The organism is Yoonia ponticola (assembly GCF_014199395.1).
Lineage (GTDB): Bacteria > Pseudomonadota > Alphaproteobacteria > Rhodobacterales > Rhodobacteraceae > Yoonia > Yoonia ponticola.
Window position 1 is genome coordinate 24,610 of the sequence record NZ_JACIJM010000016.1, and the last position, 16,217, is coordinate 40,826.

At 51.7% G+C, this 16,217-nt stretch carries 12 protein-coding genes; 4 read left to right on the top strand and 8 right to left on the bottom strand.

Annotation, left to right across the window (positions count from 1 at the left end):
- Positions 1 to 2: 2 nt before the first annotated feature.
- The 8 genes from FHS72_RS17390 to FHS72_RS17425 form a co-directional block, all read right to left on the bottom strand.
- Positions 3 to 917: a formylglycine-generating enzyme family protein gene (locus FHS72_RS17390; RefSeq protein WP_183531013.1), complete on the bottom strand. Its 915-nt coding sequence runs from the start codon at positions 915 to 917 to the stop codon at positions 3 to 5.
- A complete protein-coding gene (locus tag FHS72_RS17395; RefSeq protein ID WP_183531014.1) occupies positions 914 to 2,785 on the bottom strand; it encodes a hypothetical protein in 1,872 nt (623 codons plus the stop codon). Before FHS72_RS17395 ends, FHS72_RS17390 begins: the two co-directional genes overlap by 4 nt.
- Positions 2,782 to 3,750, bottom strand: a complete 969-nt coding sequence (locus FHS72_RS17400; protein WP_183531015.1) for a DUF4123 domain-containing protein — start codon at positions 3,748 to 3,750, stop codon at positions 2,782 to 2,784. Before FHS72_RS17400 ends, FHS72_RS17395 begins: the two co-directional genes overlap by 4 nt.
- Before the next feature lie 238 nt (positions 3,751 to 3,988).
- A complete protein-coding gene (locus FHS72_RS17405; RefSeq protein ID WP_183531016.1) occupies positions 3,989 to 4,693 on the bottom strand; it encodes a hypothetical protein in 705 nt (234 codons plus the stop codon).
- A gap of 2 nt (positions 4,694 to 4,695) precedes the next feature.
- On the bottom strand, positions 4,696 to 5,625 hold the full coding sequence (locus FHS72_RS17410) for a zinc-dependent metalloprotease family protein (RefSeq protein ID WP_183531017.1): 930 nt from the start codon (positions 5,623 to 5,625) through the stop codon (positions 4,696 to 4,698).
- 350 nt (positions 5,626 to 5,975) lie between these two features.
- Positions 5,976 to 7,043 carry a DUF4123 domain-containing protein gene (locus FHS72_RS17415; protein WP_183531018.1) on the bottom strand — a complete coding sequence of 356 codons (1,068 nt, stop codon included), beginning with the start codon at positions 7,041 to 7,043 and terminating at the stop codon, positions 5,976 to 5,978.
- Positions 7,044 to 7,625: 582 nt separating this feature from the next.
- Positions 7,626 to 8,690 (bottom strand): ParB/RepB/Spo0J family partition protein, encoded by a 1,065-nt coding sequence (locus tag FHS72_RS17420; RefSeq protein WP_183531019.1) that lies wholly within the window; start codon positions 8,688 to 8,690, stop codon positions 7,626 to 7,628.
- Positions 8,691 to 8,778: 88 nt separating this feature from the next.
- The gene (locus FHS72_RS17425; protein WP_183531020.1) at positions 8,779 to 10,164 is read right to left on the bottom strand and encodes an AAA family ATPase; all 1,386 of its coding nucleotides are present in this window, start codon (positions 10,162 to 10,164) and stop codon (positions 8,779 to 8,781) included.
- Positions 10,165 to 10,693: 529 nt separating this feature from the next.
- Between FHS72_RS17425 and FHS72_RS17430 the strand changes: the two genes are divergently transcribed.
- The 4 genes from FHS72_RS17430 to FHS72_RS17445 all read left to right on the top strand — a co-directional run bounded on the left by FHS72_RS17430 (position 10,694) and on the right by FHS72_RS17445 (position 16,207).
- A complete protein-coding gene (locus tag FHS72_RS17430) occupies positions 10,694 to 11,860 on the top strand; it encodes a replication initiation protein (RefSeq protein WP_183531021.1) in 1,167 nt (388 codons plus the stop codon).
- Between the two features lie 71 nt (positions 11,861 to 11,931).
- Positions 11,932 to 13,986 (top strand): YjbH domain-containing protein, encoded by a 2,055-nt coding sequence (locus tag FHS72_RS17435; RefSeq protein ID WP_246414861.1) that lies wholly within the window; start codon positions 11,932 to 11,934, stop codon positions 13,984 to 13,986.
- Positions 13,983 to 14,630 (top strand): YjbF family lipoprotein, encoded by a 648-nt coding sequence (locus tag FHS72_RS17440; RefSeq protein WP_183531022.1) that lies wholly within the window; start codon positions 13,983 to 13,985, stop codon positions 14,628 to 14,630. Before FHS72_RS17435 ends, FHS72_RS17440 begins: the two co-directional genes overlap by 4 nt.
- A 338-nt stretch (positions 14,631 to 14,968) precedes the next feature.
- A complete protein-coding gene (locus tag FHS72_RS17445; RefSeq protein ID WP_183531023.1) occupies positions 14,969 to 16,207 on the top strand; it encodes an oligosaccharide flippase family protein in 1,239 nt (412 codons plus the stop codon).
- Positions 16,208 to 16,217 lie beyond the last annotated feature (10 nt).

Consider the following 16,217-nt stretch of genomic DNA (forward strand, 5'->3'; position numbering starts at 1 on the left):
GATCAGTAGGTCACAGACTGAGGCGCGACCGCTGGGATCACCTCTGGCGCGTTAAAATCAACGGCGCCCGGCCCTTGACCTATCTGATCAGACGCACAGCGCGCTGTCGCGAAAGTCCCGTGATAGGGATACCCTTGTTTTGCGTAACGCTCGGGTTCACCAGGCCAACTTTGCGTTGTTGGCTCGACGATTGTCCGGCTCGGGATCGTTTCAAAAACCGCGTCAGAATTTATACTTCCGCCTTTAGCAATTCGTGTATCTGCCTCATCATTAGCGACCCATTCTTTTGCACCGCTGGCCATGTCGTGGAACCCCATCGGCGACGGTGGCCACTGGTTCGGCATTTCTTCAACCTCAGTTGGCGTATTAGGTCCGGCAACAGTCTCGCCCGGAATCCACTCTCCACCAGCAGTACCCCACGCGACTTTCTCGCCACGACTACGCGCCGCATATTCCCACTCAACCTCTGTGGGCAGGCGCAGCGATATATCCGAGACTTCACCAAGCCATGAACAATAAGCAGTCGCCTCTTGCCAAGACATACGTGCCGGATGTTCAGGTGCACCGAGACCTTGTTCAAGGTTGCGAAGCTGTGCAGGACGGCCTGTTTCCGCCAAGAACAGATCGAATGAACTGTTGAGAGCCTCGCTCGCTAAAAGCGAAAAATCGTCTAAAGTTGCTTCAATAGCCGGCAGTGCGTTAGCAGAAACAAGGCGAACCTCTTCTTCGCCATTCTCCAACCTCACCGTAATCTCGTAATTACCGGCCTGAAACGTACCGCCTTTCACGTAGATCAGGTTTGCGCGGGTTTCTGCGGCAAGCGTATCAATGGCACGCGACCTTTGCATCGTGGTAAAGCCAAACCAACCGCCCACAAGGAGGATCGCCGCGACTGCTATGCTTAAGATAATTTTCATGCGTAGCTCGAGAATGTAACGGGCGTACCGGCAAGGCGTGTGTCCCCGCCTGTCGGCACATAGTCATAAACATCATTCATCGCTAAAATCTCGTTAAGACGCGCTGTGAATTGTGTCTGAGCACCGAAATCAAGAACCGCGTTCAATCTCGCAAGCCCAGCAGTCGCACTCCCTTTTTGACCATTCACCGTGATACGCTCCACGATCTTTTCCCATTCGCGACGGGACGAAATGCAGTGCATGATTGCAATAATCGCCCCCTCTTGATGTTCTTCACGGCTGAAGGTGAAACGTTCAGACAGGCGATACAGAACAGCACCTTTCACCTCAGGTGGCCCAAAGAACAATGCGCGAGGCTGTTGCTTGACTTTAATCGCGAAAGCTTCTGCCGCATCGGCATCCTCAAACGGTTGCATGACCCAGCTGGCCAATTGCGTCACGCGGTTACCGAGGGCGATCATAGCGTCCTCGCCAAATTGCACTGCGTAAATGAGCATCTGAACCATCGCGTCAAACGCCCCTTCGCTAATGAACACCAGATAACTAAAGCCGTTCGCCCGCAATTGGTGGTATGTGTACATCACAAACTCGATGATCGCCTCAAAACCGATGCTGCCCAGCACACCACCTTTGGCACCGACGCCCCAGACGACCTGCGCTTTGGCGCGGAACATGAACTTACCGTTCTCAAACGTAATCATTAGATCAAATTCAGCGCCGACACCCGCGTTCACAGCGACGGAACCACCGATGCTCACCATCGTTTTCCAGCCTGCATCGCGTAGGCGTTGGCCTTCGTCTTCTCGCCAACCGGGGTTCAGCCACTGAACGCCACCCGTCAAACTGCCACCGGCCTCGACGCCTGCAAACGCGCCTGCGGACACCTGTCCTTTCGCACCAGCCGCAGACGGTAGCACGCGGGTCGATCCGTCGTTCTGCGGGACATATTCGATACCCGCAGTTCCCATAATGCTAGCACCGAGCATCGCGTGGGCCTTCAACTCAATGGTACCACGGAAATAGCCAAAGTTCAGCGCCTCTTGCCGCCCTGCCTCAGAAGCCGCTGCATCAGCAAATGGTGCGCGCGCGAACCAACCGTCAGCGTGCGGTACGTATCCAGTAATCGTCGTCTTGCCTTCAGCCAAAACAGCACGCGCTTCGGCATTTCCGGTCAAACCATAACTATTCTTCGCAGGGTTATACCCAATCGCCAGACCAAAGCCCGCGTAGCCGCGCAACAACTGCGCACCAGCCGACAAATCGTGGTAAGGACTTTCGCTCGAGTAAGCCATGCTTTCATTCACCGCATCGACCCACGTCAGGAAATCCGCGTCCCAAATATCCGTAATCGACCCGCCGACCGACGCTTTGTAAACCTGACCTTTCCAGCTAATCCCGCTGCCCAGGTCTTCGGCAATTTTTTGACGCGCAGCCACAAACGCTGACCGCAATCGGCCTTTGTTCAGACCATCATTTGTGGCCTCTAACAGTGATTTGTCGATCGCGTAGCTACGCATGTGATTGCGCATCCTGTCACTGCGGATAAACGTCCATTTCCGGCCCCGCAAATTATATGCCTGCACCATATGTTTGTCGGGTAGGCTAACATCCGGCTTGATGTATCCATCAAGCATCTTGGCCATATGGTCCTGCGCCTGAACCGTGGCTTCGGCACCTTCGTTACTGTCATCGGCAGCGTTTTGGGAGATCTCGGTAAAGGCGTCTTGGACGAGACCTATTTCAGACTTTAGCGCGTCGTGGTCTTCACCACCAAACATAAGGATAACACTGTCACCGACAGCCGTGTCACCACAAGAAAGCACATAATAAAGCTCAACATCGCCACAGGTAATACAGGTCTCGGTCACTTGGAAAACGTCTCCGCAGGTATGTAGTGATCATGCATTCTACGGTTGATGAAGGCCAGAGAAATATCCCCCTTATCAACCATATGCCGCCAATACGGACGGTCCGCTGGAGGGGCAATTGCCACAAGTCGCAAATGGTGCAGCATCGCGTCCGAACTTGATTGGCTTGCCCCCAACAGGTGCACCAGATCGTCGATCATCGAAGTCCGCTCCGACGGCGCAATATCGCTGTCGCGTAGGATCAGATGCGCGCGACGGCGGTTGATCACTTCAGCGAATGCGTGCCGCACCACGCCGTCGATCTTCGGTGCGTGCCAGCCAGACGACTGCAACCCCACCGTAGGCCGTAAAATATGCGCCTGCCATTGCCCTTCAATGACTGTATCTTCGGTCCAAATAACTGCGCTAATGCCATCCAAAATGCTGGCCACCACGTCAGTCGGAACAGCGCGACAGAGAGCTCCCAACATGCCCGGTTCTTGAAACCTGAAAAACAAATCAGCACCTGCCTCATCAGGAAGCTGGGACAGCCGCATGAACCGACGCAACACCTTGTCCGGCGTCAACGAAGAGCGCAACAAAATGCCCGCCCGCGCTGGCATCATCTGCCAGTTTTCATCAGGATCAGCACAAAAGAAATCGCGCACAATTTTGTCGTCAGCGCTCAACTCAATCAACCAAGGCGACACCTCGGCAAGCGGGTCATCCCCCTCCTCCAAGCTGCGCATCACACGATTGCTACGATAAATCATCCGCCCCTTGAGACCACCCAGCTCTAACCGCTCAGCAAGGAATGGCACACGCCCAGCATCGAGAATCGCATATAGCTTGTCAGGACCATCTTTGAGTGCATCAAATAACGGCACAGGCAGCACGCCTTCGGCATCAAGCTCAGCACTTTGCGTCCCAGCCGAGAAGCCAGAGAAAGCACTCGTGACATGGTAGATAACGTCATGATTTGTCATGATGTTTTGATTGCAGATTCTCTCGGTGATGACAATTGGTGCAAGGCCGAGCTAGCCCATCAAACCACAGTTTCTGGCAACGACTCCGTCCTAAACTCTACCCGGTTCACGGGTGTAAGCTCAGAATAACGGCATTCTAGCAATGGTAACTCAAACTTAAATTGATAGAACCAATCATGGATAATTGCCTGCCGTTAACGAATATTGCAGAACTGACACTCGTTAACGGCTGTACGGGTCAGTTCCAAACCCTATATTGCAGTTCGTTAGTCACGACCTCAGCAACGGATGGTCCAGTGTTGGGGCCATTGACACCAACGCCACGCCTATCGTCAGCAGAATAGCGCTCCAGAATAAAGCGGACGTTTGAATGCCCCAGTTCAGCAATGGCACCGAGCATGCCTATCAATTGATGCGCCTCGCCTTCGCTACGAATGGCAGCATCGTCCAAAAGCTTTATCCCACGAGGGTCGCTAATAGACGCAAGATAATAGGCATAGTAGAAGGCATCATCTTGAGGTTCTTCAATTACTAAACTTTCGTATTCCACTGCGAGCAAAGGGCGGACGTCAATTTTGTAAAGGCTGAGTGGTTTGAAATATGTACGCGCATCAACACGCCTAAGCGGCATCCGCTCATATAACCTGCAGAGTTCATTTAAAACGATTGGCCTTGTCTGTTCACTTACAGACAGAGACGCGTTCAGTACGGTGCGCAATGCCTCATCCGTCGACGTCATACCCAGACGAGCGGCAGAATGCCCCACGAACGCGGCAAAGCACTCAGGCGTCATTGGTGCGTCTTCGCTTGGAAGGCTTGCTCTTTGCAAAAGTACCTTAGCCAACGTTGAAAAGTCAGGGCTTGAAACTGCGACTTCTTCGACCTGCACAGCGATTTCTTGGCTGCAACTGGATTGTATTATCTCAACAAAATGATCTGTCATTTTTAAACTCTCCTACACTTTTTCCACTGGCGATACCGTAGATCACGTCTGCTAGGCCCACGCTGTGGAAGCGTACCTTTGTACCCCATCAGATTCCACGGGTCTAAAGGCATCACATTGCCCCCAGCCAAACCTGCACGGTGACGTACAGGAAATTCATCTCCATCAGAATCGTGCAACGGGTGCGATAGGTTAAGTGAATGACCAAGTTCGTGAGCCATCGTATTGTACGACCCTTGAATATCATGATCAAAAAAAGCAAAACCTGCTTTTCCGGTACCAACACCGCCCGGCACAATCCCATAGTTCCCAGAAAAAGCGCCCGTATTTACGTAATAAAGCAAACGGTATGGTGCTGTGAACGCAGTCGTTGCCGCAGCTTGCACGAGAGTGTCCAGTGCCAAGTAGTGCCGGGTTGAGGTCAGATACCCAGCCGCTGGCGGGACAACCGTGATCGGCCCCTTGTCGGTTATGCTGACAGAAATGAAGAGATCAGCATAGATCGCATTTATATAACTTTCTAAATCGGCGACCACATAGGCTGCCGCACGCGAATTGGGGGTGACAATACTGGCCACCTCTAAATTAATTGTGGTTGCAACTGCACACCACACATGGACCCAGCCTAGCGTCTTGCCATTGCATTTCACCTCAACCGAACATTCTCCGGCGGCTTTCCCCTTTACCTTAAAAGCGACGTTGTTTGCCGTGACATTTGTCGTCACCACCTCGGCCACAGCAGGGGCATCAACCACAAAGGTGCAATTTCCTATACAGGCCGGTCCGGACTGGCCTACAAAGGCAATCACAACTTCGGTTTCGGACCCAACCGAAACCGACAGCCAATTGCTGCCGTCAGGATCTTCCCGATCTGAGGGCCGCGATTTTGAATCAGTGGGCGGTATCCAATATTCGTCAGCATTCGCTTTCACAACCTGGTTGGTATTGTCATCGAAGCCAAAATAAACGGTCCGCGAAGCTGCCTTCGCAAAGGTGCTTACCTGCGGGCAACAGGTGGCCGCCGGGCTTGGAGGTATCGTCGGAGGCGTCGCTTGTGCAGGCTGCGATGGCTGGGCAGGCGAGCTATGTGACGGGCCCGCGCCGCCCGAACCTGACGGCGTAGGAGTGACGACCGTGGGCTCAGATGGTGACGCCGCCGGTGGGAATAGACCAGGAATACTGGTCGTCACGTTAGGTGCTGGTGACGTAGATGGTCCCACCGGGCGCGGTACAGGCCGGACACTTTTATTTGGAGGCAACATAGACCCTAAACCTTTTACTTTTAACCATACTTGACCAACTCTAGCGCCGATATCCGTTTAGTAATCCCCAAATACTTTTCGGCCTCGGAAAGATTGGACCTGCAAATTTGCATTAGCTGGCCAGTCTCGTCTTCACTCTCGAAGTCATAACCCAAAAACAGGTCCTGTAAACACAACTCGCGCAAAATATCGACGGTCAAAAAACCATAGCCATGCAAACGCATAACTGTCGCCAATATGCGTGTTTCAGCTTCTGATTTGGTCAGTCCAGCCAGCATAGCAGCATCATCACGCGCTATTTGTGTCAGGATTTCCCGTGCAAATGGACATAACATTCCAATCCGTAAGATTTCCACATCTGCCTGTGTCAAACAGCGTGCAGCTAAAGCGTTCTTGCCCATATGCCGAGCTCCTACAGTAGGTGGCCTGACAACCATGCAAGACCCTTGGGTGGCGGTATAGACCACCAGGCAATCAACACCTGAGCCATGCGAGGGCGACAGCAAATCATGCGCCAACTCACAGCCCTCCAAAGTAAGTGCGTCAAACCAAATCGTTGGGTCCCAAAAACGGAGAAAATACCATTTCCTTTTCTCATCTTGCATTCGCGTAAATTTCCGAAAATGCTTCCACATGTCGTCCAGTGTCCCACCTGACCTTATGTAGATGCCCGGTTCGGAATCCCAAAAATGCCAAGGCACGCCTGATCGCGTGAACAGGTTGCGAGTGAAAGTGTTATCGTCTTCAAGGCGAACGATCCACGGCGCTACGTTTTTCAATTCATCGTAGGCGTCACCCTTGAACAGGCAACGATGTTGCAGGCCAGACATTTCCAGCAATTCGGGTAGGCTTGGCATCTTGGCCGCGTCGAGGATTGCGAAAGTAGATAGTGCCGCTTTCGTATGTTTTGGCTGGCCGAATAAGGGCTCAAAAAGCATATCTGGCACCGTTCTTGGGTCGGCCACACCAAGCTGTGCATCCAGCGGCGCGACACCATCTATTCTGTCAATCTGCAGGTTTGGTACTGCGAGGATCTGGTCGCGCATTGGCGACGAAATCCAATAATTATCAAAATCAGTAGCGTCCAAAAACAAGCCGCCTTTACAAGTCACAAATACACCCGTCCGAAGACCACTCCGAGCCGAAGCTCCGCAACTTATAAGCTAGCAATGCGGCAAGGGAAAGGCGACATGATTAATTGTTTTACCCTCGATGGCCTGATTACAATCTAAAACTGATTTTGCAACACGCACCACTTAGGCGATAATGACGAACTGGGTTACGGATCACTGCCCCATAGGTGGTCCCGTGATCTTTGCGACGATTTCACTGGCTTTACTCCGATGCAAGACGGTGCGATCTCGATCATATATCTAAAACATCAATTGTGGCTGACTTTCGCCACTCGGCAACAGCTTTTGCAATTTATGCCGAATTTTTGACTTAACGCCAAAATAGAATTTTAGAATCAAACACCTAGCGTGACAGTGAGGCATTATGGCGCCCGCAATTCATGCGTCAAATAGTTCGAGTCTATGATAACGGATTGTAATAGCGAAACTACGGAGATCCAAAATAAGTAAGAAACCTCAAAGGGTTGAGGCAGGCCGTTGCGTTCTCCTATGAGGCGGAAACCTGCACTGCTCTTTCCCACTCTCGAGCTCTAATCCTCAAGGCGCCTCGAACAAATGCGCGATCTCTTGCATGGCGGCGTCGAGCGTTTCGGCATCCACTGACGGGCCGCTGATGCGGATGAAGTAGCCTTTGCTGTCGCTGGAACAGGTTAGTTTGACGCCGCTGGAGAGCTTGATTTCGTTGCCTTGCGCGGGGAGTGGGCGTGCTTTGGGGCGGCCCATTTTTGTTGCTGGTTTGGGTGCGGCTTCGACGCTGTCGATGATGGGTTCGAGTAACCCCCATTCCGCATCTACGGAACTTCCCTGCCCCGCTTCCAGCGCGTCACGCAGCCTGTCTTCGACACCGTGTCTGATGGCGGCTGCGATGCGCAGGCCCCGCCGTTCGGTTAGGTCTTCTGGGAACTTGAGGACGTCGCCGAGGCATTCGAAAACTTCGGCGAAGGATTTCACCTTTGATCGTTTGGATTTTGATGCCGCGATGAAGAGTTTGGCGATGGCGTCGTCGGTGCTTGGGAATGCCCCTTGTCGTGCTGCGAGTACCGCGATGCGGCCGCGCTCGTAGTGGCTAAGGTTAGCGCGGATTTCGTTTTCTTCCACCATCGCCATGAAGGACGTCGCCATGTCGCGGGGTTCGCGCACGATGGCTTTGATCGCGCCGTAGCCGCCGTCGTAAGCTTTGTTCAGCGATTGAAACGCGAGCATGCGGCGATAACCAGAGATCAGTTGGTAGGCACCCTGCCCGTCTTTGTAGACCTCGATTGGCAAGCGTAGACCGCTGATGGTGATTGCGGCGATCAGCTCGTTCAGCTCACCTTCGTCAATGATCGTCCGGTCGCGCACGAGGTCGTCGGTTTTGATTTGATCGAGCGGGATTTCTTGGATCAGCAGACCAGATTTGACGGCGTCGCGAAGCTTGTCCGCGTCGAGCCGGTTTAGCTTTGCGGCGGGCGTTTCGCTTGATCCAAGCTGTGCTGCTTCGCCTGCGACTTGTGCGATGGGTGCCGCACCCCTGCCCGGCCGTTCTGGAGTTTCGCTGCGAAACTCGGCATCCATCGCGGCCAGTTGGTCGGCACTTGGCGGGTCTAATCTGCGTTTGGCCATCAGGGGTCTCCTGTCGTCATGTCCGTGAGTTTCGCTGCGAAACTCGGGTTTCGTGGGGTTGGAGTTTCGCAGCGAAACTCTGGATCGGTCAGGTTTCGCGGTTTTGCATCATCTGCTGATCGCGCCACCATGTGCCAAGTAACACTTCTTTAACCTCGGCCCATGTGCGGTCGAATGTCTCGCGGCCACGCACGTAGGTGTCGCGGTTGAAGTCGCGGTAATCGGCCTCGTAGATGCCATTTACGCGCTCGCCAGCTTGGCCCACCATTGCGGTCACTTCTTGGCGGTAGGTCGTCATGAAGTCGCCAAAATAGGCTTGGACGACGTTCGCGAGATCGGTTTGTTGCGCGGCGTCGAAACGGGTGACGATGGCGCGGACGGCGTCCCATTCGAATTTCATGTCTGGCAAACCGTCGCGACGGCGGATGGTGTTTTCACCGTCTTCGATGGACGCGAATGTGCTGTAGAGCATATCAAAGAACCGGCCTGTGCTGTCAAATTCCAGGAACGATGCCCCGAGAGGCACCAAAAGGATGTCCGCCGCTGCCAATGCGTTAATGGTTAAGTAACCAAGGGCAGGGGGCGTATCGAGGAATATGACGTCGTAATCTGTTAGTATATCCTCACGCGAGAGCGCGTTGGTCAGCGCATCCCACAGCGCCCAAGAGCGGTGCTGCATCCGCCAAACAGGGACTTGGAATTCGGCCCAGTAGAGGTTCAGCTGAGCGCCGATCAGGTCGATGTTCGGCCAGTGTGTCGACTGGATCAGGTCGCGGGCATTCGTGTTGAGCGCCTCGGTTAGAGTCTCATCAAGGGGCAGGGGGGCGTCGCCCCTTGCTTCGCGCTCACGGTTTTCGGCGACGACATTCATCGCGTAATCTTTGGCCATGAGCGGGAAGGCGGTTTGCCATTCATCCTCAACCTTGCCGCCCATGATCGAGGTCATGGAGCCTTGGCTGTCGAGGTCGATCACGAGGACTTTGTAACCGTCGAGAGCTGCCGACATCGCAAGGTGAGCGGCGGTGGACGTTTTGCCAACGCCGCCTTTGAAGTTGGCGACGGCGATGATTTTTGCGTCTAACCCTTCGGGCCGCCATGGCAGGTATTCTTTGCCTGCGGCGCCCTCAGAAGCGAAGTGTTTGCGCAGGGCGAGGACTTCTTCGAGGGTAAACCACTTCGAGTTTCCGTCACCTGTGCCTTGGGGCAAGTCTGGGTGTGCTTTGAGGACGCGCCGGAAGTGGGACGTCGCGACAGGAATCATGTAGCGGCAGACCTCCCACGTTGAGAAGCTGCGCAGACGTTTTGCGCCATCAGGTGCGTGTCCACGTTTGGCCAAATCTTCGCGACCTTTCGCAGCGAAAGTGGCCGCCTTGGCGAATCGTGTAGTGTCGACAGGCGCGGATAATTTGGCTGCCGCGGCCTTAGGGTCGATGTTCATATATGGGGGCAGGGGTGGTTTATCCGCTGATGCCATTGTAATATCTCAATGTATGCAAGGTTTGTGTTCTTGCGCGTAAGTATCGCACATGAAACCGCAAATGAGAATCAGAATGTCGCTAATATGGGCGATTAGACCCTAATAAGGTCATATCTGAAAGGAACAACAACGATAAACTGTTTAATATCTTTAGATACTTTAGAATCTTTACGCTGATATACTCGTTATTTATCATATGCTTATTGGTCAGCCGGGACCCGTGAACAGGATGAAGGGTATCCATTTACGGGATGAAGCGGACCCGCATGTAGGGCGAAAAGTGCCGATTCGCAGGAAAGCAGGTGCCCAGAGTCAGTTTCGCTTATGTTAGTGTCTATTTCTCATGCTTCGTTGGTTGGTGGTCCCGTATTTGGGTACCTTTGTTTGTTCAACGGCTAGGGTTCGGATCGCTAAGGTGCCTGTTTGCAGGAAGCCTATCATGCCGCGACAGGTGCCTATTCGATTGTTGTTTGTAGGTTCCTTTCACGGTATGGTACCTGAAAATCGCCGTCAACAAGGCACGCCAATGCGCAAAGAGCAGACACCCAAAGACCTGACTGGCCCGCTTCGCCGCGGCTCCGTGAAGAAGAACGTTGCCGCTATTCATGTGAGTGGCAAGCTGACGCTGCTGCAACGCAAGCTGTCGAACGTGCTGTTGCTGAATGCCTACGATACGTTGGTCCATCAGAATACGCATAAGATCGACGCGCAGACGCTCTGCGCGATGATCGGGTATAACTCGAATGACATGGAAACGCTGAAGGCGTCGTTGCGCGGTCTGGTTGAGACGTTAGCCGAATGGGACATGTTGGATGAGAACGGCCAGCAAGAATGGGGCGTGTCGAGCCTGCTTGCCTATGCGAAATTGAAAGGTGGGGTCTGTGAGTATTCGTATTCATCTGCTTTGGCTGAGAAGCTGCACGATCCAAAGGTGTTCGCGTTAATCAATCTTAACATTCAAAAGCGGTTCACGTCTGGGCATGCGCTGGCATTGTATGAAAATTGCTACCGTTTTGTGAGGACTCGCAGTACGGGTTGGTGGGAGCTTGAGACATTTCGCAGGCTGATGGGCGTGAATGATAGTGCCTATTACGAGGTGTTTAAGCATCTGAACGCGAAGGTGATTAAGCCTGCGGTCGCTGAGGTGAACAAGACGAGCAATATTATAGTGACGCCTGAGACCCGCAAGATGGGTCGCTCGGTGACGCATATCCGGTTTAAGATTAAGGATAATCCGCAACTGGCGATCCTTGATATCGACGATGGGTCAGGGGTGCGCAACTCGCCAACCTACGCCGCGTTGATAGGGCAGGGGGTTAGTGACCGGTTGGCGAAGCAATGGATTGCTGAGCATGGTGCAGAATATGTTGGGGCGAAGCTGGCGTATGTCGGAGAACGCCGCGATGTGCAAAATCCGGTGAGCTATTTGCAGGCGGCCTTGCGGGATGATTATGCGGCGCCTGTGGTTGAGGCGGCGCCGACATCAGAGCGGGGGCGGAAATTGGCGATTGTACGGGACTTGGTTGCAGGGCGTAGTCCGACGCAGCGGGATGCGGATAAACGGTTGTTCATGGCGAGGCTGGATGGGGCTGCGCGGTTGGATTTTGAAAAGCACGGGTGGATGTCGGCATTGAATGCCGAGGGGATATTTGCGTTTTGGGAGGAGTTGATGCCGGAGGCTTTTGAACTATAGGTTGAGCAGATCGCCTGACTGCTTTAGACCGTTCGGCGTGCGTACTGCACGGTAAATTGAGAGCAAGACATTTGCAGATATTCAGAAGTTTCACGGCGGTTTTTGCTGCATTGACGTCGTTTGGCACGCCTCTTTCCGCCGAAATCCCAACGCTTTCCACTTATGGAACACCTGGTTTAGTAGACTTGCCGACGGCATCAGTGTTGCCAGATGGTCATCTATCGTTTGGGGTGTCGTATTCTGAGCTTGGCCTGCGAAATAACTTCACATTTCAGGTCTTGCCAAAACTGACAGGCACCTTTCGTTATACAGTAGTCGAAAGCGACGTCTTTTATGACAGAAGCTTTGACCTGCATTACCAGCTTCTTAATGAAACTGACACGCGTCCATCTCTGGCAATGGGGCTAAGGGATATTATTGGGACTGGCGTTTATTCTGGGGAATATATTGTTGCGACTAAGACCGTAAGCGAAGTCTTGCAGGTGACAGGTGGCTTAGGTTGGGGGCGATTTGCTGGTCGCAACAGCTTTGACAATCCATTGTCAGTGTTTGGTCTCAGCTCTGAAGAGCGTATTTTCAATAATCCGGCCTCGCTTGAATTCAGTGGAACTGGCGGTCAATTGGAGACGGGTCGTTGGTTTCAGGGTCCTGCATCATTCTTTGCAGGGTTAGATTGGGCCTTTTCAGATCAGTTGAGTGTTCAGCTTGAGTATTCAAACGATGATTATGGTACTGAACGTCTCTTGGGCGGTACAAAGATTTCCAGTCCATTCAACGCCAGTGTGCAATACAGTCCCTTGGACAGTTTTTATCTCAAAGCTTACGTGATCGGTGGTGAAAATTTTGGGGTGCAGTTGAATTACGTTCTTAATCCCACGGAACGGTTCATAAAAGGGGGACGTGAACCATTTCCTCAACCAATACGATCTTCGAGTGATTTTTCTGCCGGTGATGTCGAAGAAAAATTGCGCCGGAACTTGAGCCATGAAGGCCTTGTTCTGGATGGTAGCCAGATCGATACTACCAGCGCCAGGGTTTATGTGGGCAATAATCGGTGGGATGTGGAAGCCCAAGCAGCGGGTCGCACGGCGCGGGTACTAACCAATAGTCTGCCTTTAAATGTTGAAGACTTTACAGTCGTTTTTCAGGAAAGAGGTGTACCGATCAGTAGCGTTTCGACGAAGCGAAGTGATCTTGAAGAATTACAATATCACTATGATGCTGCGTGGTTAACCCGTGTTCGCGCAAATATCGACGATGCGAACCAAGTTAGTGTTGCTCAGTCCAAACTGGACTTTAGTTTTGAACCATACACAGCATTTTCCTTTTTCGATCCGCAAAGCCCAATTCGCGTCGACGTCGGCGCTCAGCTGAGTGCGAGTTATCGCGTATTACCTGGTTTTACATTGGATGCGCGGCTTCGGTACCCTTTTGCAGGAAACCTTGGCGACACTGATCGTGAATCCGACTCAGTTCTTCCACGCGTTCGTTCAGAGGCATTTCTGTTCGCACGAGATTCAGAGTTAGAAGTAAATACATTAACTGCGGAGTATATCTGGCGACCTGCACCTGAAACCTTTGGCCGTATGACGGCTGGCTACTTGGAAAATCAGTTTGGTGGCGTCTCTGCCGAGGCTCTTTGGTATCCAATCGATAGCCGCATGGCTTATGGCGCTGAAATCAATTACGTGCGTCAACGCGATTTTGACATGCTTTTTGGTTTTCAAGATCTGGACGCTGTGACAGGACATTTTTCCGGATACTATGACTTCGGGAACGGATTTCACACTCAAGTGGATATTGGCCGCTACTTGGCGGGTGACTGGGGTGGAACGCTGACGGTTAATCGTGAATTTAACAACGGCGTTCGGGTAGGGGGCTACTTCACGTTGACGGACGTGCCGTTTGATAAGTTTGGCGAAGGTTCTTTCGACAAAGGACTCACACTGGAAATTCCACTTTCATTCTTTACCGGTCAACCGACGAGACGCGTTTTGAAACAGAACTTGCAGGCGGTCAACCGGGACGGTGGCGCGAGGTTAAACGTTTCAAATCGGCTTTATCCTCTTGTGCGTGACTACCGCGGTGCTGAGCTTAGTGACGGATGGGGGAGGTATCTGCGATGATGAGATTTCTGGGAGTTGCTTTCGTCTTTGCCACTAGTTTGGCCGCATGTAGTACAGACAAGGAACAGTCGAGCTTCGGACTAGCAAGCTCATATTTCTCCCAACAACAATTTGCTCCATCGCCAAGGTTCAACAGTTTGTTTGCGGAGCAACGATCTGTGCTCGACATTGAATTTATCGATCTCGGGGTTACGGGTAAACTAATTCTAGAACAGCAAGACGGTGCTTTTGCTCGATATCTCAGTGCTGATTTGGGCGGGGTCGTCCTACAACGCGGAATATTGCACAGCGTGTATGGCTTCGGTGAACCTCTGGCCGGCGCAGAGCTATCACAATCGCTGTCATTGATCATTGCCGGCCGTTCAGGCGTTGCAAATCGGTTTCATACTTATGTAGATGGCGAAGATCGTGCACAGACGCGAACCTATCTATGTGAAATTGCACCTGTAGGTCCGCGGGACGTAATGCTTGAAGCCGAAACGGTGCAGACCACCCTAATGTCGGAGAGGTGTAGCAGTTTGGAACACTCGTTCGATAATTTGTATTGGGTCGATACATTACGAGGTGAGGCTATTCAATCGCGTCAATGGGTTGGTGAAAACGTAGGCAGCATGGTAATTAGGGTTACACGTCAAGACTTCTAATTTTATTTCTCTAACGACTTGCTCAGATATTCATCAGGTGCGGTTTTGGCAAATATGAAACTGCGTCGCTGAGTTGACCTGATCTAATCGTTATGCTCGGCGATTTCCTCTAGGCAGTGGCCTGAGCCCCAAGTTCCCTCCAGATTTGCGCGGAGTCCTTAGCGCATTGTGCACTTGCCTTTATTAGGGAGATATGATTCTTAGCTGCCTGATAAAGGCCAAGCGATCACTTGTTTGAACGATGGCGCCAGCGGACGACAATAGTGGGCAATTAATGCAGTTTATTTTACGAATATTTTTTGGAGGAATTTGTTGAAGGCGCTGTCGGGGTCATTTTGATGAAAAAGCATTTTCTTTTGTCATTGATCGCCAATGTCTTGCGAGTGGTCTTGGGTTTTCTGTTTTTCTGGCAAATTTCGCAGGTGTTAGGGCTGAGCGAATTGGGCGGTTACCTTTATGTGACGACAGCGGTAGGATATTTTGGAACGATAATTGACTACGGTTTCAACTTGTTTGTGCTCAACACGGCCTCGCGAGCAGTGGGGCGCGCGCGATCATTGTTCTTACGTATTGTGCTTTCCAAACTTACGCTAACCTTTGTCTGTTTGATAGCGCTTTCGGGACTGTATGGGGTTGCGTTTTCTCAGCAGGGGCTGATTGTAACCGCGTTGTTTTTTATAATTGTGGTGTTGATGTCCTTTTCAGGGTTGCTCCTGCAGTTCTTCAAAGCTTTGGGTCGATTTGAATATGAACTTTTCTCAGTTGTAATCATGAATACTTTGCAGGTCGGTATTCTGTTTGTCCTGCGTGAAGATATTACTTTGGTGGGTGTTGGGTTAATTGTGCTCATCGTGCGGATTTTAGTGCTTGCCTTTCAGCTAATTGCATTTCTTAAGCTTACTAAAGAGCAAGATTGGGGAAGCGTAACGGGTAATTCGCAGCAGCTGTTATTTGGAATTGTTGCTGATTTTAGAAATAATGCAAAATATGCGCTATTTTCTGTTTTTGGCGCGATATTTTTAAGCATTGACCTTGTGATAATGGGTTTTTTGCTGGGGCCAGAGAGTGTTTCCATTTATGGGACTGCAATGAAAGTAATTTTGGCGCTAATTTTGTTTTTTGAAGTTTTGAATGGTACCTTCACACCGCGGCTGGCGCGGCTACAGGAAACGAATTCGGCGAGGCTCTCATACGAAGTAAAGCGCTTTTATTGGATCATGGGGTCAATGGCTTTCCTTTGCTTTTTGGTTGCATTCACGTTGGGCCCTCCTGCAATCGTCTGGGCATTCGGACCAGAGTTTGAGGCATCTGGTGATCTCGTACGCATTTTGGCTCTCGTTTTTGTCTTTCGTGTTACAGAGATGACAACTGGTCCGATGCTGACAATTTACGGGCTGCAATCCTATAGGGCGAGGGCTATGGTGATAGTGTTACCAGTCCATATCGGCTTAAATATGATTCTTCAGTCTACGTTTGGAGTTGAAGGTGCCGTTGTAACCCTTGCCATTTCCTTTTTCACATTGTTCATACTTAACTCATTCTATTTACGGCGAAATCGTCCGAAGGCGCTTTTTTAGTATTGGATCG

Excerpts from the sequence above, each read along its gene's own strand:
- FHS72_RS17420 (WP_183531019.1), bottom strand. The coding sequence starts at position 8,690 with ATGGCCAAACGCAGATTAGACCCGCCAAGTGCCGACCAACTGGCCGCG.
- FHS72_RS17400 (WP_183531015.1), bottom strand. The coding sequence starts at position 3,750 with ATGACAAATCATGACGTTATCTACCATGTCACGAGTGCTTTCTCTGGC.
- FHS72_RS17425 (WP_183531020.1), bottom strand. The coding sequence starts at position 10,164 with ATGGCATCAGCGGATAAACCACCCCTGCCCCCATATATGAACATCGAC.
- FHS72_RS17430 (WP_183531021.1), top strand. The coding sequence starts at position 10,694 with ATGCGCAAAGAGCAGACACCCAAAGACCTGACTGGCCCGCTTCGCCGC.
- FHS72_RS17405 (WP_183531016.1), bottom strand. The coding sequence starts at position 4,693 with ATGACAGATCATTTTGTTGAGATAATACAATCCAGTTGCAGCCAAGAA.
- FHS72_RS17445 (WP_183531023.1), top strand. The coding sequence starts at position 14,969 with ATGAAAAAGCATTTTCTTTTGTCATTGATCGCCAATGTCTTGCGAGTG.
- FHS72_RS17440 (WP_183531022.1), top strand. The coding sequence starts at position 13,983 with ATGATGAGATTTCTGGGAGTTGCTTTCGTCTTTGCCACTAGTTTGGCC.
- FHS72_RS17390 (WP_183531013.1), bottom strand. The coding sequence starts at position 917 with ATGAAAATTATCTTAAGCATAGCAGTCGCGGCGATCCTCCTTGTGGGC.